Here is a 22,543-nt window from a genome sequence, read left to right as displayed (position 1 = left end):
TGTCTGGCACCAAAAATCAAAGAGTTTCTCGGCAAAGTATACTGAAAGGGAACGTCTAATAAATTAGATAGAGCCACTAGCATTGGATAAAAAATAGTAATAGCAATTAACCCTTCTATATTCAGGTTATGCACCTATCGTTTGGCTTGTTTCATACGAAATCAAGGATGTTCGAAAAGTCCTAAAAAAGCAGATGAAGAATGACACACCGTTTTTCTTCATCTGCTTTTCTTATGTGATGAATGGAATTAGTGAGGCGTATGTCTGCTACTTTCAGAAGATTGAGTAGTAATGCCACATCTCAATCTCTGTATACGGATTCTGGAACTTTATTACTCATCATAAAAAATCGCAATGGAAATTATATCTTTGGGACGAGAAAGTCTCTGTACTATTACTCGTACTCACAAATTCTAGGATATACAAATTCCGGAAAAGATTCAATTATCTTTTCATATGTTGAGAAATATGAATTATTTGAAATAACCGAAATGCTAGTACAGTCATAGCCAATCCAAAAGATACTTGTACCAGTTTTTAACCTGACCACTAACGTTTCTAAAACTTTTCCTTCCCAATTCCCATACCATTTTTTTTGTTTAACACTAAAAACATCCTTATTTGTTGACCATAAAACTAAGTCTATTTCATTGCATAGTGTAAGATAAAAAGGTATAATACTCCGAAATTGATATTCATTCTGAATTTCCGTAACTGATACTGTAAAATCTGGGTCACTATTTAAATAGCTGTAATTGATATTGAATTTTTCACAAGAATGTTCAAAGTCCTTTTTCCAATACGAATTAATTTGTGCACAAAAATAAAGAGGGAAAGCATCTATATTCCTCATCCAAATTGGTAAAAAGTTTTCATTACAATCTGGCAGGTAAAATCCGTCCAAACAAAAAACATACGGAGCATGCCCTTCTAGTGCGAATGGAAAAAAGCCACCTGGATTTAAGCTATAGTATTTTTTTGGTAAATAACCAACTTCTATATTCATTTTTATCGTCCTTTCGTTCAAATATTATTATTTTAAAAAATTATAAATTTTGATTAAAACATAGTCCATTCTCTTCTGACTCAGTAAAATTCCTATTGATTAGGAGAATAGTCATGTTACTCTTTCTAAGTACTTATACGAAGATTCATTAAGTCATACGTTATGCGGACGATGTAATATCTACGTTCGTTCCTGAAAGTTGGAGAAAGGGACATGAAAACCATAACAATACTTTATCTTTTCATGCAGACTCATCGCAATGTCATCTGGCCGTATATGAGATCCGTGCTATTAGGGGCAGAATTTCCTTCACTGTTAAGGACTTTCTCCTTAGAACCTGGCACACATGGAAAAGCAAGAAGACTAATGTCCTCTTGCTTTTTTGTAATAAAATATTTCATGTCCAGGAAGCTATTTCTCTAATTCCCCAATATCTATTGATATATTCATCCCTTAGGAATTTAAAGTAAAAACTCACAATTACCATACCAATCTATAATAATAATTTGTTTCATACAAGGTATATCCGTTCGGAATAGACCATCTAAATACGTAATGCACCTTGTCATCGTTCAAATGATAATGCCATACATCTATATTTTTCACTTTCCCCTTCTTACCTATTTTTTTAAGAGGAATGTTATCGTGATAATCAAGACTAAATACACGCTTATTATTATTTTTTTTGTCTAATATTAATACAACAGCGCTGGAACTACTAGTAATCCTATAACGGTCAGTTAAACTTTTAAATAACTTCTTTGCATAGTTGTATATCTTATCCCTTACAAAATTAATAGCTTTTGAACCATATTTTTTAATAGCACTTTTAATTAATGGTGCTGCAAATCTTAATAGGGTACCAGCTAAAGCTATGAGAACTGGGTGGTTACCATCTGGATCAACATACATCACAGGATTATTATTCGCATACGTATACCCATTTTGAGTGATAGGATTATCTAAAACTCCTGGATGTGGATCTAAAGATAAAAAATTCCCGTGTTTAGGATTATAATATCTTGCCATTAAATAATATAGATCAGTTTCCTCATCATACCGATATCCCGCATAACGATACGGATTTTCAGAAGCCAATGGACCAGTTTGACTTATGATATTTCCCCATGCATCATATTCATACTCCGCGACTACATTTCCATTGCTGTCGGTTAACGCGACTACATCTCCATGACCGTTCAAATGATAATAATACGTTTGGCCATTTTTCGTCATGGATACTGGGTTGCCTTCTTGATCCCAAGTGTATTCCGCTATGATGTTATTATTTTCATCTGTTTCGTAAATGACTTTATCTTTATGATAATGGAAGTAAATCGTTCCATCGGCAGTGGTCATGCTTGTGCGTTTTCCACTATCATCATACGTAAATTTCGCAATCCATTGTCCAGACGCATTGCGAACTTCGATCAGTTGGTCAAATGCATCGTAAATATACGTTCGCTCACCGTCATTCGTTAAATTTCCGTTAACATCGTACTGGTACGCTTGTCCATTTACTTCTGTTAATTGATTCGCCTTATTGTATGAATACGATGTTGTTGTACTGTTTCCATCTTTGGTGACAATTTTTTTCGTGCGGTTTCCAACTGAATCGTATTCATAGTTAATGACGGTACCATCTAACAACGTTTCACGAACTAATTGATTTAGCTCATCATATTGATACGAAATGGTACCATGATTTGTAACAATATTTTCTATGTTGTTATTCCGATCATAGTGATACGTATATGAATTTAATTCTGTACCATTCGTCAATTTGTTAGTCAAGGTTTCTAAACGATTGGCTTGGTCAAACGTTTTGCTTGTAGATGTTCCGTTTCCACGATTGACCGACTCAATCGCTCCTAAAGAGTTATAAGCAAATGTGGCAAGTGTTTGTGTGCTGAGTGTTTGATCCTTTCGTATCAATGTTTCAAGTTGATTGAGCTTATTTGGTGTAAATTCTAGTGAAAATGTTGAATCTCCAACTGCCACATTGATGGAAGATAAGAAATCATTCCCTGCATAGCCATAGCTAATGGTATGATTCCCATTAACCACTTGCTGAAGTAAGCCGTTGTCATAATAGTGATATGACTTCAAACGTCCTTGTGAATCAGTAATCGTCTCTACATTTCCATTTTCGTCATACGAATAGCTCCACTGCTTGAGCCCATTCACATATACATCTGTTAATTGATTTAATTCATTATAGTCGTATTCGATCATATCTCCAGAAGGAGCGATCAACTTTTTTCGATTTCCGTTTAAATCATATTCTATCGATGTAGTATGGTTTAAAGGATCAATAATCTTTTCTAACAAATTCATTCCGTTATATTTATATTCCGTCACATGACCCTTTGCATTTATTCTCTTCGTAAGATTTCCCGAGCCATCGTATTGATAGGTTGTCTCATTCAATTTTGGATCTATTACTTTCTCTAGCTGATTTTGCTGATTATATTTAAATTGTGTTTCATACCCTTTTCCATCGATATAATTAGTGACATTTCCCACTTCATCTGTAATCGTTGTCACTGTATTACCAGCTGGGTGGTCGGTTACTGTTTTCACATAGTTGCCCTTGTCATCATAATCATACTCTTCAATCGTACCATTTGGATACTTTTTTGTTTTTAAATTTCCATATGCATCATAAGTAAAAATGGTTTTTTGGTTCTTCGGATCTGTAATAGTTATTAAATCTCCGTATTCATTGTAATCATAAGTGGTCGTATTTCCTCTTGAGTCTGTTTCGGTTTTGACATTGCTGAATGAATCATAAGTATAGATTGTTCGATTCCCTTCTTCATCCGTCGTCGTTTAGTATCCTTTTCTCCATTTTTATAACCAAAAATGTAATTCCCATCTTCCCTATTACCATTGATATTTGCAGAGTATTCTCCTTTCCAGTTCTCACCTTCCCCAGAAAGAAAAATGTGTTTATTATTACATCCAACCAAAATCAAAACCAAGAGAATTACAAATAAGAAAGGTTTTTTCATCGCAACCTCCCATAAAGCTTCACTCTTATTTACTTATTCTTCCTGTTTAGCTTTTATTCCTTTTTCAACCAATCTGCCCCGTTAGCACAATAAGCAAAAAGCGATACCCCTTTGTTGAAGTATCGCACCGTTAGTTGAATGATAAAATAAATATTTAGCAAGTTAAGACCTATAAAAAAACAATAGATATATAAACCCGACTACAATACTTAATCCTAATAAAAATAGGAATACCCTTCTTAAAATAGGTGGGAAAAGTTTATAAATAATCATTAAGAAAAAGTCAGAAAAATCTGCTGGTATTCCAGAACTAAACTCTTTAACTTCTTTCTTAGTACCAAAAATAGCTTTCCACATTACAAACAAACCCACTAAAATAAAAACGATTGAAAATAAAACTAACCCCATCTTTCCTCGACCATTCTTGTCATTATGTATTACCATCTCAAATCAAATTATAGTTAAAACAAGTTCCATTTTCATTTTTTTTCAACAGTCTAACGGCACTGAAACCTTGCCAAAAAAATACACAACTTGCTTCGACATGATCATCGGCAAGTTGTGTATGTTTCTGTAAAACTTTTTTTGTCACTACTCAAAGCTTAGAAATTAATATAGTTCCGCGGATTCACCGCGTTTGATTTTGATGGAGTCCACGGGCCGCGGTGAATTTCGAAGTGAAGGTGAGCGCCAAAGGAACGTCCTGTGTTGCCCATGTAACCAATCATTTGCCCTTTGCTTACCGTTTGTCCTTCGCTTACTAAGCGCGATTCTAAATGGGCATAAACCGTCGTATATACTTGTCCATCAATGACATGCGTAATAAATACCACGTTTCCGTATGAATCCGAATAGTAAGAACGGAACACGTAGCCATCCGCAGCTGCTACGACCGGCACGCTGGAACCACGTTTGCCAATGTCGATTCCATAATGGAATTTACCCCAGCGAGCACCAAATTCTGATGTAACTGGGCCATTGGCTGGACGCATAAAGGCGCCGCTTGTAACCGGCGGAACATTACCTGAAGAAGATGCATCGCTTGTAGTCGATGAAACATGACCTGAATCATGCTGACTGCTTGTTACATTTCTTTTTCTACTTTCTGCTTTTTGTATTTCGGCTTTTTGTCTTTCGATCAGTTGCTGAAGCTGTGAACGCATCGCTGCTTCTTGCTTTTCTAACAATTCTTGTTCTTCCTTAAGCGCAAGTTTGTCCTCATGAAGCTCTTCTTCTTGATGTTCGAGTTTTTTCATCAACTGTTCTTTTTGAGAAATTTGCGCATTTAACTTTTGCTTTAACTGCTCCAATTCTTTTAAATCGTTCTCAAGATTAGCCAGATTCGTTGTTAATTCCTTTTCTTTCGCTTCCTTCAGCGCTTTATCTGCTTCTTGTTCCTTAATAATTTGTTTGTCCGCTTCAAAAATCGTTGTGACTGCGCTGATACGGTCAATAAAATCACTGAAGCTTTGTGAGCCTAACAACACTTCAAGATAGCTAATCACTCCGCCACTTTCCTGCAATGAACGAACACGTTGCTTAAGCAGTTCATTTCTTTTTTCGATTCGGGCTTGAACTTCGGCAATTTGCCGTTTTAACACTTCAATGTTTTGCTTTGTCTTTTCGATTTGCTGTGACTTCTCATAAATTTTTCCGCTCGTTTCCGATACGGCCATGTCTAACTTTTTGATTTCTTCCGTTAACTTGTCTTGATTGGCCTGCAGACGCTTAATTTCTTGATTGGCTTCATTAATTTGTTTTTTAACGGATGATTGCTTCGACTCAATGTGATTAAGTTCGTTTTTCTTCTGTTGAATTTCCCGATTGCTCACTGCATTTGCTAGATTGGGTGTAAAGCTTGTTACCCCCACAACTGCAGCGACCGCTAATGTCATAATTTTGCGCTTCACGGCCTCGTTTCCCCTTTCTCTCTTTCTCTCTTAAACTTTTAAAAACCTCCGGACAGACACCATACTTCCCCAAACACCGATGCATGCCCCCAATGCGACTAAGATCGCAGCAACTTGCCATGCAAACGGGCTAAACGGTAACAATTGAAGGAACGGATTCGTTAGCTTCGGCTCTAAAAAGGTATAAAGGTTGTAATAGGAGAATAATAGTAACGTAATTGGTATCACCGCACCTAACAAGCCAAGCCATAACCCTTCAAGGAAAAACGGCCAGCGAATAAAGCCATTTGTTGCTCCTACTAATCTCATAATTTCTATTTCTTTTCTTCTCGCAAAAATCGTAATTTTGATTGTGTTCGAGATTAAAAACATAGCGGTAAATAACAAACCGAGAATCAATCCCAATCCAATATTTCTCGCCACTTTTAACGTTTTAAACAGCTTCTCTACCTGCCCTTGTCCGTACTTGACCTTGTGAGCAAATTTAAATGTTTCAATTTTTTTGGCCACTTTGATCGTATCGGTCGGTTTGGCAGTTTTTACGACATATACATCACTTAATGGATTGTCTTGTTCGAATAGTTTAAAAGAAGAACCTTCTTCACCAAAACTTTTAATCAGATTTTTCAATTCTTCTTCCTTTGATGAATATGTAATTTCCTTTACTTCAGGAATCGCCTCAATTTGCGCCTTAAGAGCTTCTTTATCTTTTGGCGTTGCCGTCACATCAATATGAACACGAATTTCTACATCGCTTTCGATTTTTTTCGCAAAATTGTTCATGTTTAACATAACAATGAGAAAAACACCAACAAGCAATAACGTCACTGTCACGGCACTGATAGAAGCAAACGTCATCCAGCCATTTCGTCCAAGGCTTTTGATGCTTTCGCGCAAATGCCGCTTGAGGGTGTTAACTGTCATAACCGTATTCCCCCTTTGCTTCATCGCGCACAATCTTGCCGTTTTCAATCGCGATAACACGCTTCTTAATCGAGTTAACAATCTCGCGGTTATGCGTTGCCATCACAACTGTCGTGCCGCGGTTATTAATCTCTTCAAAAAGATCCATAATTCCCCATGATGTATCAGGGTCTAAGTTTCCTGTCGGTTCGTCAGCAATAACGATTTTAGGCGAATTCACAATCGAACGCGCAATGGATACGCGTTGTTGCTCTCCGCCTGACAATTCATCCGGATAAAAGCGCGCTTTATTCTTCAATCCGACAAGATCCAATACTTCCATGACTCTCTTTTTAATGTTTTTCGGCGATTCTTCAATTACTTCTAAAGCAAACGCGACATTTTCATAAACCGTTAGCTTTGGAAGTAATTTAAAATCTTGGAAAACAACACCGATATGTCTGCGCAGTAACGGTACTTTACTATCTTTTAACTTTGCAAGATTAACACCGTTAATCATAATGGAACCGCTCGTTGGCTTTTCCTCGCGGTACATCATTTTAATAAACGTCGATTTTCCGGCACCGCTTGGACCAACGACATACACAAATTCGCCTTGCTTAATGCGTACGTTGATACCGTTTAGAGCCATCACGCCGTTTGGATATGTTTTATATACATCCTGCATTTCTATCATGCTATCACCTAATCTATTTTCAGCTTTATAGTTAAACTCGAATTTCAACGATTTATCGCCATTTTTCGAAACAATTATACAAAATTCTACGAAAGATATTATAGCACTATTTCTGGCAATTTATTTTACATTTATATTTCAAATACATTACACAGCTACCTGTATTTCCATTATCGGAGTATAAGCGGAAGCTTTATTCTATCGGGGAACTTTGAAAAGAGAAGCGCATAAGGGCACAACAACAAAGGGCTTGGACTCTTCTCAGCCATATGGCTATCGCCCGAGCCAACCCCTTATCAAACACCCACTTTATTTTTTCGCTGCTAACCATTCAGCGACTTTGTCGGCATCTTCGCCCTGGATTAATCCGCTAGGCATGCCTCCTCGACCTTTTTCAATAATTTGTTTAATTTCATCTTTCGAATATTTGCTGCCAACTTTCTCTAAGCTTGGACCGACTTGTCCTCTTAAATCTTGCCCATGACAGCTTGCACAGTTTTGCTTGTAAATGTCTTCAGCCGATGCCGCAGTTGCACCGCCACCGCCATTATTATTGTTATCAGTAGCTTCTTCTCCCCCACCACAGGCTGCTAATGCAAGCGATGTTCCTAATAATAAGCCAAATAGTTTCTTTTTCATGAGTGAACTTACCCCCTGTAAAAGATTGCATACAGCCCTTATTATATCCCATTTTTCTCAATCTAAGCACGTTTAAATCCTTCGCCAAGCACTTCCGTTGCATCCATAACGATGACAAACGCAGAAGGATCAATGCCTTTTACCAATTGTTTCAATTTTGTGAACTCCGACTGCTCTACCACACACATCAGCACCGGCCGCTCATTTTCCGTATATCCTCCGTACGCTGACAACTTTGTCACTCCGCGGTCGATTTTATGTAAAATGGCCTGTCGTACTTCTTCTTCTTTGTTTGTAATAATCATCGCCATTTTCGAATAACCAAAACCAACTTGTACAAAATCAATGGTTTTGCTTGTTACAAATAAAGCAATCAATGCATATAGCGCTTGTTCCACATCAAATACGAGCGCCGCCGTTAAAACAATAAGCCCATCAATTAATATGACACACGTACCAAGCGATAATCCCGTATACTTATGAATAATTTGCGCCGCTAAATCCGTACCGCCTGTTGAAGCTTTACCGCGAAATACAATTCCAAGCCCTGCTCCGACACCAATTCCGCCAAACAATGAGCCAAGAAGTGGGTCAGGTGTGACAGGTTCAAAGTCTTTTGTTAAGTAAACAACAAATGGTAAAAATAGCGTACCAACTAACGTTTTAATTCCAAATTGTTTTCCAAGTAAAACAACCCCGGCAATAAACAGCGGAATATTAAACGCCCATTGCACATAGGCCGGCTGCCATCCTAACGTTGCGTGTAAAATCGTGCTAATCCCACTTACACCGCCTGATGCGATACGATTTGGCAATAAAAACACATTAAACGCAATCGCGACGATGGCTGAACCCATTAATATATATAAATACTCAATTAGCAATTCCCATTTCGGACTTAACGTCCGCCTTCTCTTTTTCATCATCCAATCACCCCATGTGAGTATAGCACGCACGCTTCGACAAGTAAATGACAGTCAAATAACGCAGTAATAAGCTAAAACATTAAAGGACGATATGTAATCATCCATTATTTTGCTATTAACCCCGGCAGAAAAGCCATTTTGTTAACCATAAATCACTGTATTTTATTAGTTAATCAACATACCTGCTATATTTTAGTGTGCGCTATCAAAACAACAATGATGAATTAATGTTAGTGTTTATGTTCATAAAAAAGAGACCAACTCAACAAAAGAATCTTCTTCCTCTCGCAAATGTTCGAGGAAGACAGACCTTTGTGAGTCAGTCTCCATCAAGGGTTTATTTTAATTTAGAACGCAAATACGCATCGATAAAAATATCAATCTCCCCGTCCATAACCGCTTGCACGTTGCCGACTTCGGTATTCGTACGGTGGTCTTTTACAAGCGAATACGGGTGGAAGACATACGAACGAATTTGGTTTCCCCAACCGATTTCTTTTTGCTCGCCGCGAATTTCCGCAAGCTCTGCCTGTTGTTCTTCCAATTTCTTTTGATATAGCTTCGCTTTTAACATGTTCATCGCTTTTTCGCGGTTTTTAATTTGCGAACGTTCTGACTGACATGTTACGACAATGCCAGTTGGAATATGAGTAATGCGCACCGCTGAGTCGGTCGTGTTGACGTGCTGACCGCCGGCACCACTTGAGCGGTACGTATCGACTTTAATTTCATCTGGTCTTATTTCAATTTCAATATCTTCGTTAAATTCCGGCACCACTTCGCAAGAAACGAATGACGTATGACGGCGTCCAGAAGCATCGAACGGCGAAATACGTACTAAGCGATGAACGCCTTTTTCTGCCTTTAAGTATCCGTATGCGTTATGACCTTTAATTAAAAGCGTCACACTCTTAACACCTGCTTCTTCACCCGGAAGATAATCGAGCGTTTCGACTTTGAAGCCTTTTTTCTCCGCCCATCTTGTATACATGCGAAGAAGCATCGAAGCCCAGTCTTGCGATTCCGTACCTCCCGCACCTGGGTGAAGCTCTAAAATCGCATTGTTTTTATCATACGGCTCATTAAGAAGCAGCTGCAACTCAAATTCACTAAACTCTTTAGCGAGCTGCTTGACTTCCGCCTCTAACTCCTGTTGCAGCTCTTCATCCGGTTCTTCTTTCACAAGCTCATACGTCACTTCTAAGTTTTCATAACGTTCTTCTAATGACTTAAATTGTCCAACTAAATCTTTGAGCGCATTCGCTTCGCTAATAACGGTCTGTGCTGACTTTTGGTCGTCCCAAAAGTCCGGCGCCGCCATTTGTTCATCTAACTCACGAATGCGGGCTTCTTTCGCTTCGAGGTCAAAGAGACCCCCTAATATCCGCTAATCGCTTAGCCATTTTTTCAAGGTCTTGCTTAATTTGCACTAAATCTATCATGACATGTTCACCTCGGTACACATTTTACTTTATAAGACACATGATAATCAATGGGCACATCGTCAAAAATAAAGTGAGAGGCGGGGTCCCCACCCTCACTTTATATTTCTTGTTTACGCATTTTTTCCGCAACAATGTTTATATTTTTTGCCGCTTCCGCAAAAGCACGGATCGTTGCGGCCAATTTCAATAGCCTTTCTTACCGGCTTACGTTTGACCTCTCCTTCTTCTTTCGGATGCACCGCCTGCCCCTTCGCTACTTCCTGACGCTCTAAGTTGTTTTGAATCTCCGCTTTCATAATATACTTCGCCACTTCTTCCTCAATGGAAGCGATCATGTTTTCAAACATCTCATATCCTTCCATTTGGTATTCGCGAAGCGGATCGATTTGTCCGTATGCACGCAAATGAATGCCTTGACGCAATTGCTCCATCGCGTCAATATGATCCATCCATTTCATATCAACCGCACGAAGAACAACGACTCTCTCAAATTCGCGCATTTGCTCTGGCGCAATTTGACGTTCTTTTTCGTCATAGCGCTCTTTCACTTTTTCCCAAATGAGCTCAATCATTTCTTCTGGCTCTTTGCCGCGCAAGTCATTGAGTGTTACGTCGCCTTCATCCAAAAGATTCGCATTGACATAGTCGATAATCCCTTTTAAATCCCAGTCTTCCGGCAATTCTTCTTTTGGCGTATGGGCATTCACAACACGTTCAATGACCGATTGAATCATTTTTTCAACGATATCTCGAATGTTCTCCGCATCAAGCACTTGGAAGCGTTGACGGTAAATGATTTCACGTTGCTCGCGCAGCACATCATCATATTGTAAAAGCTGCTTACGCGCATCGAAGTTGTTTCCTTCTACCCGTTTTTGCGCGGACTCAACCGCTTTGGAGACAATTTTACTTTGAATCGGCTGCGAATCATCCATACCAAGTCGGTCCATCATCGCCATCATATTCTCAGAACCAAAGCGGCGCATCAATTCGTCTTCTAATGACAAATAGAACTGCGATACGCCCGGGTCTCCCTGACGGCCGGCACGACCGCGCAACTGATTGTCAATACGGCGGCTTTCATGGCGCTCTGTACCGATCACCGCTAATCCACCAAGCTCGCGCACTCCTTCGCCAAGCTTAATGTCCGTACCGCGGCCTGCCATGTTCGTCGCAATAGTCACGGCACCTTTTTGACCGGCTTGTGCGATAATTTCTGCCTCTTTCGCATGGTTTTTCGCATTTAATACGTTATGAGGAATTCCTCTTTTCTTCAGCATCTGCGAAATTAATTCCGAAGTTTCAATCGCCACTGTACCGACAAGCACCGGCTGACCCTTCGCATGGCGTTGGGCAATATCTTCCACCACCGCACGGAATTTGCCTTCCATCGTTTTAAAAATCAAGTCTGGACGGTCTTCACGAATGACCGGTTTGTTTGTCGGAATGACAATGACTTGCATGTTATAAATGTTGCGGAACTCTTCTTCCTCTGTTTTTGCCGTACCGGTCATTCCCGCCAATTTTTCATACATGCGGAAATAGTTTTGGAACGTAATCGTCGCAAGAGTCATTGACTCATTTTGAATTTCCAAACCTTCTTTTGCTTCAATCGCCTGATGCAAACCGTCACTGTAGCGGCGTCCTCTCATCAAACGGCCTGTAAATGGGTCAACGATGACGACTTTTCCGTCTTCCACTACGTAATCGACATCGCGATGCATCGTCACATGCGCTTTTAACGCTAAGTTAATATGATGGTTCAGCGTCACATGCTTAAGATCGAATAAGTTGTCGATGCCAAATGCGCGCTCTGCCTTTGTAATTCCTTCTTCTGTTAATTGCACGCTTTTCGTTTTTTCATCATACGTGTAATCAACGTCTTTTTTCAACGTACGAACAAATGCATTCGCTTGAATGTACAGCTTCGTTGATTTCTGCGCTGTACCGGAAATAATGAGCGGCGTGCGCGCTTCGTCAATTAAAATAGAGTCGACCTCGTCAATCACCGCAAAGTGAAGCGGACGCTGCACCATATGTTCTTTGTAAAGAACCATGTTGTCACGCAAATAGTCAAAGCCGAACTCGTTATTTGTTCCATACGTAATGTCAGCATTATATGCCGCTTGTTTTTCTTCGCGCGACATACCGTTTAAGTTTAAGCCGACTGTTAAGCCTAAAAATTCGTACAGCTTACCCATTTCATTGGCGTCACGGCTTGCCAAATATTCGTTGACCGTAACGACATGCACACCTTTTCCTGTGAGCGCATTTAAATAAACCGGCATCGTCGCCGTTAACGTTTTCCCTTCACCTGTTTTCATTTCGGCAATATTGCCCTCATGAAGCGCAATACCACCCATAATTTGCACTTTATATGGATACAGTCCAAGGACGCGCTTTGCCCCTTCGCGCACAACGGCAAACGCTTCAACTAACAAATCGTCAAGAGACTCACCGTTTTGGTAACGAGCTTTAAACTCGTCCGTTTTTTGGCGCAATTCACTATCCGAAAGCTTCGCCATTTCCGGACCAAGCGCATCAACTTGGTCTGCCATTTTTTCCAAGCGTTTGAGTATTCGTTTGTTCGGGTCAAATACTTTGTTTAAAATACCAAGCATTCATGAACGCTCCTCTATTTGAATTTGTGCTTAGAAGCACTTTATTAAGATATAGTGATGGTGAAGTGAGTTGGAATGAAATAGGTTACATATTAAAACATGTAACATTGAGATGATGATCGGGTAATTTAAATAATTTCCATTAACTATTTTGTGTTACATAATGACGTGCTAGAGTTTATGATAGTCATTCTAATGATATTAATTAGAAGTTTTGATGTTATAGCAGTTTTAGATTATGATATCTTATTGTGTTACATAGTCCAATTTTTATCATATCACGTTCGCGTGACGGTCACAACAATAAGGGATTGGTAAGGATGAATATCATCATTGGTTCGGAGTGAAAAAGAGGATGAGTGAAAATAGGAAAACATGATGTCACTCTTTGGAATAACGGTTATTCATGAAAAGATCCCTCCTGTGCAAACAGGAGGGGGGGTAGCAACTGTCAACACAAGAGGGAACATCTATTTTTTGATTTATTTGGATGGGCTGACCAAAATTTTGATTTGACTTTTATTCTTCGTTAACGCTTCAAAACCTTCTGATACGATTTCATCCAAGCCGATATATTTCGTGACTAAATCCAATGCTTTTATTTGGTTGTTCGCAATGAGTTGAATGACTTGCGGGAATATATTACGGTACGCAATAATGCTTGTCATTTTCTTTTCTGTCAAAATCAGATTGTTCAACGGAATGGTCGCTGGCTTTTCCCAAATGCTGATATTAACCACATTTCCTTCTGATTTTGTGGATTGAATCGCAGTGTTTAACGTAACATCAATTCCAGCAACCTCATACGCGACATCCACTCCTAAACCGTCTGTATGAGATTTAATTTCGCTGACAACATCTGTTTCAATCGGATTAATGACAAAATCCGCGCCCACTTTTCTAGCAAATTCTTGACGTTCTGGTGAAACTTCCACCGCGAAAATTTTACTTGCCCCTGCCGCTCTTGCTGCTTGGATCACAAGTAAACCAATAGGTCCCGCTCCAAACACCGCAACCGTATCTCCAATTTTCAAATCGCTTTGACGAACGGCATGAACAGCAACCGCCGTAGGTTCTACCAACGCTGCTTGTTCCCAAGACATATGATTAGGAATTTTATGAACCATATTGGAAGGAACAACACTGTACTCCGCAAATCCTCCATATCCACCAGACAAACCAACAAACCCTAACTTTTCACAAACATTGTAATGTCCTTTTTTACAAGACTCACACTCGCCGCAGCTGTAAATCGGTTCCACGCACACGCGGTCTCCTACTTTTACATTTGTAACACCTTCACCGACCTCTACTACTTCCCCTGCAAATTCATGCCCCATCACAATCGGTGCTTTATCTTTTGAAAGCGGATGCAGTTCGTCTACGGGTACAAAAATCGGTCCTGCCAAATATTCATGCAAATCGGAACCGCAAATCCCGCAGTACGCAACCTTAATTTTCACTTTCCCCTTTTCCACTTTCGGTTCTGGAATTTCCTCTACTCGAATATCTCTTGCGTTATACCATCTCGCCGCTTTCATATGAAACACCTCTTTTATTTTTTAGAAACCATCTATAATGTTTCTACAACTTTATTATAAAACCTTCGTCGCTTTGATACAGTGAACAATTTGTGAAATTTTTCACATTCTATAAATGAATGTTTGCTGCATCACTACACCATGCTAGGCGCATAAAAAAGGTCAGACCCTCCGGTAAACGGAGAGTCCGACCTTATTGACTCATTAGTTCGCTTCGATTAAGCCGTATTTTCCATCTTTTCTTTTATATACAATGTTGGTCCGGTTTGTTTCCGCATTCGTGAAAATGAAAAAGTTATGACCAAGCATGTTCATTTGTAAAATCGCTTCTTCGCTGTCCATTGGCTTTAAGCTGAAATGCTTTGTGCGCACAACTTCAAAATCCTCTTCTTCTGGCTCTTCTATAGCGGCAGAAGCCCCAACTGGCGCCAATACTTGCTTTGCTTCTTTATCGCGCAATTTGCGATTTAATTTGGTTTTATGCTTGCGAATTTGTCGCTCCAACTTATCGCTTACTAAATCAATCGCTGCATACATATCATCATGACGCTCCTCTGCACGCAACACGAATTGCGGCATTGGAATCGTTACTTCAATTTTTGATTGTTTATCATTATATACTTTCATGTTCACATGAACTTGCACATTGTCCGTCATTTCAAAATGCCTTTCCAATTTGCCAATCTTTTTCTCTACATATTCTCGTAAAGCCGGAGTTACTTCAATGTTTTCGCCACGAATGTTGTATCTCATCGTGAACCCCTCCTTATATTAAGGCTATGTTTTACACTTCTACAATTCCCTGCAAAATCCTTCTTAAAAACGACAGAAAACTATGAACATTTTATGAAACCATATTTTACTTATATAAAAATTTCTTTTACCTATGTAGGAGTTGTATTTTATATATAAATATTATGCCACTTAATGATGTTATATTATGATTCCTTATATTTCTTCGGTTGTATTTGGAGTGTTTTGCTGATGAGCAAGTTACATATATCAGAGGCAAAAAGCGGTGAGGTGCTTGCAGCATTAAAAAAACCAGATTCCCGTCTCCGGGAATCTGGTTTTATTGCTCCATATACTTTTTTAACGCCTGTTGAATCGATAATTTCCACGCTTGGAATGCAGGGGATAGTTGCTGTTGAATGACTTGTTGTTTGAAATTGGCATCATCCAGCTTGCCGTCAAGCTTAAACGCTTCTTCTAAAACGCCCGCAAAAAGCTGCAAATGCTTGACAATTTCTTGCTCTTCGGCAAACAAATGACTTAACTGAACATTTGTTTGATTAATTCGCGAAAAAGCCTCAAAAATATCGGCAAGTATTTCGTCTCCTTGCGTCCGTTCATAATTCATAAAGCTTTCCTCAATATACTCAAATCCTTCCTCAATCGTATCAAGCAACGCTGCGTACTGTTGCACCATCTCAAATTGGGCGTTTGTTAATTGAACCATCTTTGTCACAACCTATCTTTTTTTATCGTAAAACATGCCGTCAATCGCGAGCGGCTCATACGGATTCATATAATTTTGATTCGCCATCTTTTTTTGTTTAAGCGCTTTTAAATCTTGTTGAATTTGTTGCTTCAGTTGCTGCAACTTTTCACCAATGGCTTCATTCAAAGAAACCATTTGCATCCCAAGCTCCTGCTCCTCTTCGCTATACGGCGGTTGTAGTTGCTGAATAAGCACATCTCTTTGAGAAAGCAACCGCTGAATCGCTTCAATCGTTTCGTCACGCTTCTCTTTGCGAGTAGGCTGCTCTAATAATTCATATAATTCCTTCGTCACGCTATACAACTCAGACACAACGCTCACTATACTTGCCCACCTTGCGCATATTGACGTTGGCGATTCAACTGAATCACTTGTTTCCACGTATCGCGAAACTCGGTCACATAGCCTTCGACTTCATCTAAAATCGCAACATCGTTTTTAATATTCGCCTCGACAAGACGACGGTAGATGTAATCGTACATCGTCATCATATGTTTCGCTACTTCATAATCCATGTTGAGAGTTACCATAAGTTCTTGAATAATTTTTTGCGCTTTTACAAGATTGGTATTTCTCTCTTCGACATTCTTTTCTTCAATGGCCTTGCGAGCGAGTTTAATAAACTTTAAGCAGCCATTGTATAACATGAGCGTTAACTCACCAGGTGATGCGGTTTGTACTGAATTTGCCTGATAAGATTGATACGGATTTTTGGTTGCCATTCGTTAAAACACTCCTTTAGGAATTATTGCATACCGCCACCAAAGGCATTCATAAGGTACATGGATTGTGAATTCGCTTTATTAATCGCTTCCTCCATTGCCGTAAACTGACGCCAATAACGATCTTCGATTTGTTTGAGACGATCTTCAAAACGATCGATTTGGTCGTTAATTTGATTTAAGTTTCGACCGATCGCAAATTGTTGGTTTGTCCAAAGTGTCTTACCCGCTTTTTGTTCAATTTTGCCGATGGTGTCTTTAATCGTATCTCTTAATCGACGGGCAATGCCTTTTTCTGAGTAATTGGTGCTATCGTTATTAAACAAACGATAAATCGCATCTGGGTTTTCTTGGATTTTCTCGCGCAGCTTTGTCTCATCAATAATGAGTTTACCACCATCTAAATAGTTGGAGGAAGTCGTAATACCGATTTCTGCCAACTGAGAAAATCCGCTCGTAATATTAGAACCTTCTACTTTCGTATAAAGAGCCATCCGCATCTTACTTAGACCGCTCGATAAAATCGAATCGTTTCGCAACATCCCGCTCCGCGCTTTTTCCTCCCAAAGCTCCACTTGCTTTTCCGTCATCGCTTCTTTTTGCTCATCAGTGAGTGGTGGGTAATCTCGGTAGCGTTCTTCTTTAAGCTCGGCGTTAATTTTATCAATAATCTCGTTGTATTTGTCAACAAACCCTTTAATTGTATTAAACATTGCATCCGTATCGTTTGTTGTCGTAATCGTAGCGGATGCCCCTTCTTTTTTCAATGTATAGGTCACGTTATTAATAGTAAATGTATTAGTCGAACGGGTCGTTGCTAAACCGTTAATCGTAAATTGTGCGTCTTCCCCCGCTGTTTTGACAGCTGCATCATTGGCATCAACAACACCATCACCGTTCGTATCACCAAGCTCTTTACCAACAGCGGCGTTAGTAAATCCAAGTTCTTGAAAAAATGTAGCGGTAGCAGCATCATTTATAACCAAACGTACAGCTGATCCCGTATCTTTTTTCGTTATAACTACTTTATCCGTCTGCGGATCATGGAAAACTGTAATCCCTAAATCATTGTTACTATTTAATTTAGAAATGACAGAATCTAATGTATCAGATGCATCAATAGTGACAGTTACACCGTTTTTCGTACTGCCATCTCCATTCGTTACATCGAGACTAATGGTTCTTGTTGTACCGCTTTGAAAATTCTCTGTTCCATTTGAAATCCATGTAGCGGCTTTTGCAATTTTTGTTACATTTATGGTTGTGCTTATATTTACAGCTGAAGAATTAGCTGTTGCTGTTACTGCACTTTCATCAGAGCTTGTTACCTTCTTTTTTAACATACTGCTTTGTAATGTTAAATTATTAAAAATATAGTTATCAAGGTCTTGCAATAAAGTATTCATCGAACGATAATCATCGCGCTGCCACTCAAGAATTTGCTTTTTTTGATATAACTTATCAAGCGGCATTCGCTCTGCTTTCATTAAGTCACTAACAAGTTGGTCAATATCCATACCGCTCGCTAAGCCACCAATACGCAAGTTGCTTGCCACTATCAATCACCGCCTTTAAATTTTTTTGTCTACGATTAGTCCGACAAACTGCATCATCGTCGCGTACATATCAAGAAGCTTTTTCGGAGGAATTTCTCGCACAACTTCTTTTGTGCGCTCGTCAACAATTTGAACATAGTATTCTTTGAGTTCATCATGTAATTCAAATTTTAAGGTTGTGTCACTTGGTTGAAGAAATTCGTTTAAACCTTTGACGACTTCTTCTAGTTTTTCTTTGGATACTTCTTGTGTTTCATTTTGTCCTTCTACTATCGATGAGTCTACTGATTGTTTAATATTCCTCTGCTGGTTGGGGGTACTTTCATAAAAGGCATGAGAAGGTTGAGAAGAAATTCGCTCTATTGCCATTGCTTTCTCGCTCCTTTAATACAGACATTATCTACTATTAATATCGGTTAGAGAGGGGGAAATGTGAAGGGATTCGCTGTATAGAAAATTTATCCCACCGCATTTCTATACATCTACTCATTCAGCGGTAAATAGGAAGACGCTCCCTTAATGCGTGTGGTGACAAATATGTAATCATCTTATTAATTTTCAACAAAGTTCGAGGAGTGACTAGGTACCTAGCAAAGATGTTGCCAAGCTTAAATGGTTAAGCATATTCCCTTATTTCTTAACAAAGATATAATCCTATTAAATCCCTTTTCCCGAAAATCATCGGGCATAATTGCGATAAACTCATAGTCCTTCAACGATTGAAAAAATTCAATTTTTCTATCCGCTTTTTCTTTATAAGTTTTATAACGATTTGAACCATATAAACCAAAATACTCTATTACGAATTTGCGGTTATTTTGATAAATAATCCAATCGGGAATATACACTTCCTCGTATCGATTATTCACAAAGCGCTGACTTTCTCTAATTACTTTTGCGGAGACGAGTGTCTGAACTAAAAAATTATGGATGGCTAGTTCCTCTTTTGAATCACACAATTGTCCGTCAATCCCAACTAGCAAATTAAATTCCTCAGGTTGAAATGTATATTCGGGGAATGATTCCATAATCCAATGATAAAATTTACTATCATAATGCCGATCGACCATACTGATAAATCGAGGGAAATATTTCCGAAAGTATGCACGATTTAAAAGAGGCAACCATTCTCTGCTAATCTTTCTCTTTTCACAAAAAACTCTTAATGCTTGCGCTCTATTATTTTGAGAGTGCCAATATTGATTTGGTACCCGCTGAAACTCGGTGATATCATATTTTCCTGGAAAAACAGCGTTAACAATTTCGATTGGCGAACCGTTATATTCATGTAACAGTCCCCCTAATCCCTCTTGCATTAATCTTTTTTTCGTAATAAACTTTGGAACATCCTCCTCCGCTATCCCTTCCTTTTTAATCAAGTCTATGATGGCACGCTTCACATTCGAAATATCTTTCCAATATCCGTTTGGTCTCATATGAAAACTATCAACAGAAAATAAACCTGGAAAAAGATATGACATCAATTTCGATGGAGAATTTTGGTGAGTTTTTAAAGCAGCGCTAAAACGGTATTTAACCAACATCTGTTGCGTTACTTTCTTAGGAGCATCTTCTGGGGAGATATTTTCTCTCTTTAACATATCAAGGAATTGTTCTCTCAAAAAATTGCTGTCATTTGCATAGTGATGGGGAATTTTTTTAAAATCTGTTTCTTTAAATACATCGGGATACAAATTATCGATCAAGCGAAACGGAGAATCACCATATCGCTTTAGCGGGTTAGAAAATCCCCATTTAATTAACAAATCATAATTTACTTTTTGCGGTATTTCCTCTATCCTGATTCCCTCTCTTCGCAAATACCATTCAAATCGGTCTCGTATATTTTGAATATTGTTCCAGTAATTAATTGTCACTCGACTGAAATCAAATTCATTATATCGCCCAATATATACAAATTGAATTAATTTAGGAATAGATTTAAAACGGTTTAAAGCTCCCCAAAGCTTCTGCTCTTTTATTATAGCTCTATTGATCCTTGGGATTTGTTCCTTCTTCAAGCCAAGATTCACTTCTAATGCGTAACGAGTAAGAATGATAACATTTTTGTCTTTGTCCCACGTACCTGAAGGAAGAACCTTTCTATTTCCGCTGATGACTTCCTTATAGATGTTCACAATCGGTAATTGAGATAACTCGGAATGACAAATATTTCTATAATAATTTAGATAATCCATATGATTCCCTCCCTATTTTATTATAACAAAAATAAGAATATATGTTCCGTGTTTATTACAAAATTAAAGTGCAGAGATGTGCAAAATTTTTATGCAAATGGTTATGCAGAGGGGCTTTACATGGAGGAGTAGCCATGATAACCTGTTTGGGTTTGCCAAATCTGTTACAGATGGTTGCTTGGCAAAAGAATCATAGCTGCAGAGGCTCCATGTCAAGCCATTAATAGCGAGAATTCGGATTGAATTTTCATGCAATATAAACGAATTTATATACTTCAATACTCTGCACTTTTTTCTTGCAAAAAACACCTAGATAACTAGATCTCATTTCGTTAAGCAGCAATATGGGTTTTCCTATCTTTGTTACCTGGTACCTTATTACAAGTGGGAAAACAACATGGAAGTCTTGACCTCCTCGATCTCTGAGATGACTCAAGCAATACAAGAATGACAAAAGAAAACAGAGAAGTGAGAAGTGAGAACTGGAAATGAAAACACCCTATCTTTGATCAACAGATCAAAGATAGGGTGTTTTTGGTTGAGAAGCCAAGTGTTACATGACATCTTTTGCACTTAGTTCGACTAGAGTTAGGCCACTTAACTACACCATAAACCGCATCGATTGTACTATTAAACCATTCGAAGATAAGTTTGATACTACTATGCTACCACCCCTCACTAAGATTCGATTACTACTACTCACATACTTCGTAGTACTGTCGCTTTCTACTTCTTTACCAGCACATTGATTGTAACTTCCTTACCTCCGTATGTCACTTTGACCGTCCCTGTTAGACCGTCCGGAGCTAGGTTCGATGCCACGATGCTTCCGCCACTGACCACAATTTTACTGTCGCTGCTCACGTACTTCGTCGTACTGTCAGTAGTTACGTTCTTTGTACTGCCATCGCTCATGTTCGCCACAATACTAATCGGCACACTTTTCCCAGGTGCTACCGTCACATCCACTGGGGTTGCTGTCAAGCTTTCTACGGTTACCCCCGTTTTCTTTACCAGCACATTAATTGTAGCTTCCTTACCTCCGTATGTCACTTTGACCGTCCCTGTTAGACCGTCCGGAGCTAGGTTCGATGCCACGATGCTTCCGCCACTGACCACAATTTTACTGTCGCTGCTCACGTACTTCGTTGTACTGTCAGTAGTTACGTTCTTTGTACTGCCATCGCTCATGTTCGCCACAATACTAATCGGCACGCTTTTCCCAGGTGCTACCGTCACATCCACTGGGGTTGCTGTCAAGCTTTCTACGATTACCTCTGTTTTCTTTACCAGCACATTAATTGTAGCTTCCTTACCGCCGTATGTCACTTTGACTGTTCCCGTCAGACCGTCCGGAGCTAGGTTCGATGCCACGATGCTTCCGCCACTGACCACGATTTTACTGTCGCTGCTCACGTACTTCGTCGTACTGTCAGTAGTTACGTTCTTTGTACTGCCATCGCTCATGTTCGCCACAATACTAATCGGCACACTTTTCCCAGGTGCTACCGTCACATCCACTGGGGTTGCTGTCAAGCTTTCTACGATTACCTCTGTTTTCTTTACCAGCACATTGATTGTAGCTTCCTTGCCTCCATATGTCACTTTGACTGTTCCCGTCATACCGTCCGGAGCCAGGTTCGATGCCACAATGTTTCCGCCACTGACCACGATTCTACTGTCGCTGCTCTCATACTTCGTCTTACTGTCAGTGGTTACATTCTTTGTACTGCCATCGCTCATGTTCGCCACAATACTGATCGGCACACTTTTCCCAGGTGCTACCGTCACATCCACTGGGGTTGCTGTCAAGCTTTCTACGATTACCTCTGTTTTCTTTACCAGCACATTGATTGTAGCTTCC

General features: G+C 39.3%; 20 protein-coding genes. All 20 read right to left on the bottom strand.

All coding sequences use genetic code 11. The annotated features are described in order from the left end of the window. Positions 1–394 precede the first annotated feature (394 nt). Entirely contained in the window at positions 395–1,006 is a 612-nt protein-coding gene (locus HNQ85_RS07795) for a hypothetical protein (RefSeq protein ID WP_181537179.1), read from the bottom strand. A gap of 480 nt (positions 1,007–1,486) precedes the next feature. Then, positions 1,487–3,589, bottom strand: a complete 2,103-nt coding sequence (locus HNQ85_RS17925) for an RHS repeat domain-containing protein (RefSeq protein WP_181537178.1) — start codon at positions 3,587–3,589, stop codon at positions 1,487–1,489. Positions 3,590–3,714: 125 nt separating this feature from the next. Continuing rightward, complete coding sequence (locus HNQ85_RS17575) at positions 3,715–4,020, bottom strand: hypothetical protein (RefSeq protein ID WP_246326814.1); 306 nt, start codon at positions 4,018–4,020, stop codon at positions 3,715–3,717. 162 nt (positions 4,021–4,182) lie between these two features. After that, entirely contained in the window at positions 4,183–4,428 is a 246-nt protein-coding gene (locus tag HNQ85_RS07780; protein WP_181537177.1) for a hypothetical protein, read from the bottom strand. Between the two features lie 194 nt (positions 4,429–4,622). Then, on the bottom strand, positions 4,623–5,915 hold the full coding sequence (locus tag HNQ85_RS07775; RefSeq protein ID WP_181537404.1) for a murein hydrolase activator EnvC family protein: 1,293 nt from the start codon (positions 5,913–5,915) through the stop codon (positions 4,623–4,625). Positions 5,916–5,960: 45 nt separating this feature from the next. Continuing rightward, positions 5,961–6,854: a permease-like cell division protein FtsX gene (gene ftsX, locus HNQ85_RS07770; protein WP_181537176.1), complete on the bottom strand. Its 894-nt coding sequence runs from the start codon at positions 6,852–6,854 to the stop codon at positions 5,961–5,963. After that, positions 6,844–7,530 carry a cell division ATP-binding protein FtsE gene (ftsE, locus tag HNQ85_RS07765; protein WP_181537175.1) on the bottom strand — a complete coding sequence of 229 codons (687 nt, stop codon included), beginning with the start codon at positions 7,528–7,530 and terminating at the stop codon, positions 6,844–6,846. The genes ftsX and ftsE overlap by 11 nt, the downstream gene beginning before the upstream one ends. A 309-nt stretch (positions 7,531–7,839) precedes the next feature. Continuing rightward, a complete protein-coding gene (gene cccB, locus HNQ85_RS07760; RefSeq protein ID WP_181537174.1) occupies positions 7,840–8,169 on the bottom strand; it encodes a cytochrome c551 in 330 nt (109 codons plus the stop codon). A 62-nt stretch (positions 8,170–8,231) separates the two neighbouring features. Then, entirely contained in the window at positions 8,232–9,092 is an 861-nt protein-coding gene (locus HNQ85_RS07755) for a YitT family protein (RefSeq protein ID WP_181537173.1), read from the bottom strand. Between the two features lie 340 nt (positions 9,093–9,432). Beyond that, a protein-coding gene (gene prfB / locus HNQ85_RS07750; RefSeq protein ID WP_220129146.1) for a peptide chain release factor 2 occupies positions 9,433–10,537 on the bottom strand; the annotation gives its coding sequence in 2 pieces (ribosomal slippage) (positions 9,433–10,461 and positions 10,463–10,537; 1,104 coding nt in all). A gap of 113 nt (positions 10,538–10,650) precedes the next feature. Beyond that, a complete protein-coding gene (gene secA / locus HNQ85_RS07745; RefSeq protein WP_181537172.1) occupies positions 10,651–13,161 on the bottom strand; it encodes a preprotein translocase subunit SecA in 2,511 nt (836 codons plus the stop codon). A gap of 482 nt (positions 13,162–13,643) precedes the next feature. Continuing rightward, complete coding sequence (locus tag HNQ85_RS07740) at positions 13,644–14,702, bottom strand: 2,3-butanediol dehydrogenase (RefSeq protein WP_181537171.1); 1,059 nt, start codon at positions 14,700–14,702, stop codon at positions 13,644–13,646. A 204-nt stretch (positions 14,703–14,906) separates the two neighbouring features. Further along, positions 14,907–15,455 (bottom strand): ribosome hibernation-promoting factor, HPF/YfiA family, encoded by a 549-nt coding sequence (gene hpf, locus HNQ85_RS07735; protein ID WP_181537170.1) that lies wholly within the window; start codon positions 15,453–15,455, stop codon positions 14,907–14,909. A 319-nt stretch (positions 15,456–15,774) separates the two neighbouring features. Next, a complete protein-coding gene (locus HNQ85_RS07730; RefSeq protein WP_181537169.1) occupies positions 15,775–16,161 on the bottom strand; it encodes a hypothetical protein in 387 nt (128 codons plus the stop codon). Between the two features lie 12 nt (positions 16,162–16,173). Continuing rightward, positions 16,174–16,524 (bottom strand): flagellar protein FliT, encoded by a 351-nt coding sequence (locus HNQ85_RS07725; protein WP_181537168.1) that lies wholly within the window; start codon positions 16,522–16,524, stop codon positions 16,174–16,176. Beyond that, on the bottom strand, positions 16,524–16,925 hold the full coding sequence (fliS, locus tag HNQ85_RS07720; RefSeq protein ID WP_181537167.1) for a flagellar export chaperone FliS: 402 nt from the start codon (positions 16,923–16,925) through the stop codon (positions 16,524–16,526). The genes HNQ85_RS07725 and fliS overlap by 1 nt, the downstream gene beginning before the upstream one ends. 23 nt (positions 16,926–16,948) lie before the next feature. Continuing rightward, positions 16,949–18,481: a flagellar hook-associated protein 2 gene (locus tag HNQ85_RS07715; protein ID WP_181537166.1), complete on the bottom strand. Its 1,533-nt coding sequence runs from the start codon at positions 18,479–18,481 to the stop codon at positions 16,949–16,951. Positions 18,482–18,496: 15 nt separating this feature from the next. Then, a complete protein-coding gene (gene flaG, locus HNQ85_RS07710; RefSeq protein ID WP_181537165.1) occupies positions 18,497–18,850 on the bottom strand; it encodes a flagellar protein FlaG in 354 nt (117 codons plus the stop codon). A gap of 239 nt (positions 18,851–19,089) precedes the next feature. Further along, positions 19,090–20,679, bottom strand: coding sequence for a hypothetical protein (locus HNQ85_RS07705; protein ID WP_181537164.1), 1,590 nt, complete (start codon positions 20,677–20,679; stop codon positions 19,090–19,092). 726 nt (positions 20,680–21,405) lie between these two features. Continuing rightward, a partial coding sequence (locus tag HNQ85_RS07700) for an Ig-like domain-containing protein (RefSeq protein ID WP_220129145.1) occupies positions 21,406–22,543 on the bottom strand: 1,138 nt, incomplete at its 5' end.

It is taken from the genome of [Anoxybacillus] calidus (assembly GCF_013760845.1).
GTDB classification, from domain to species: Bacteria; Bacillota; Bacilli; order Bacillales; family Anoxybacillaceae; genus Paranoxybacillus; species Paranoxybacillus calidus.
This window is presented reverse-complemented; position numbering and strand designations above follow the sequence as displayed.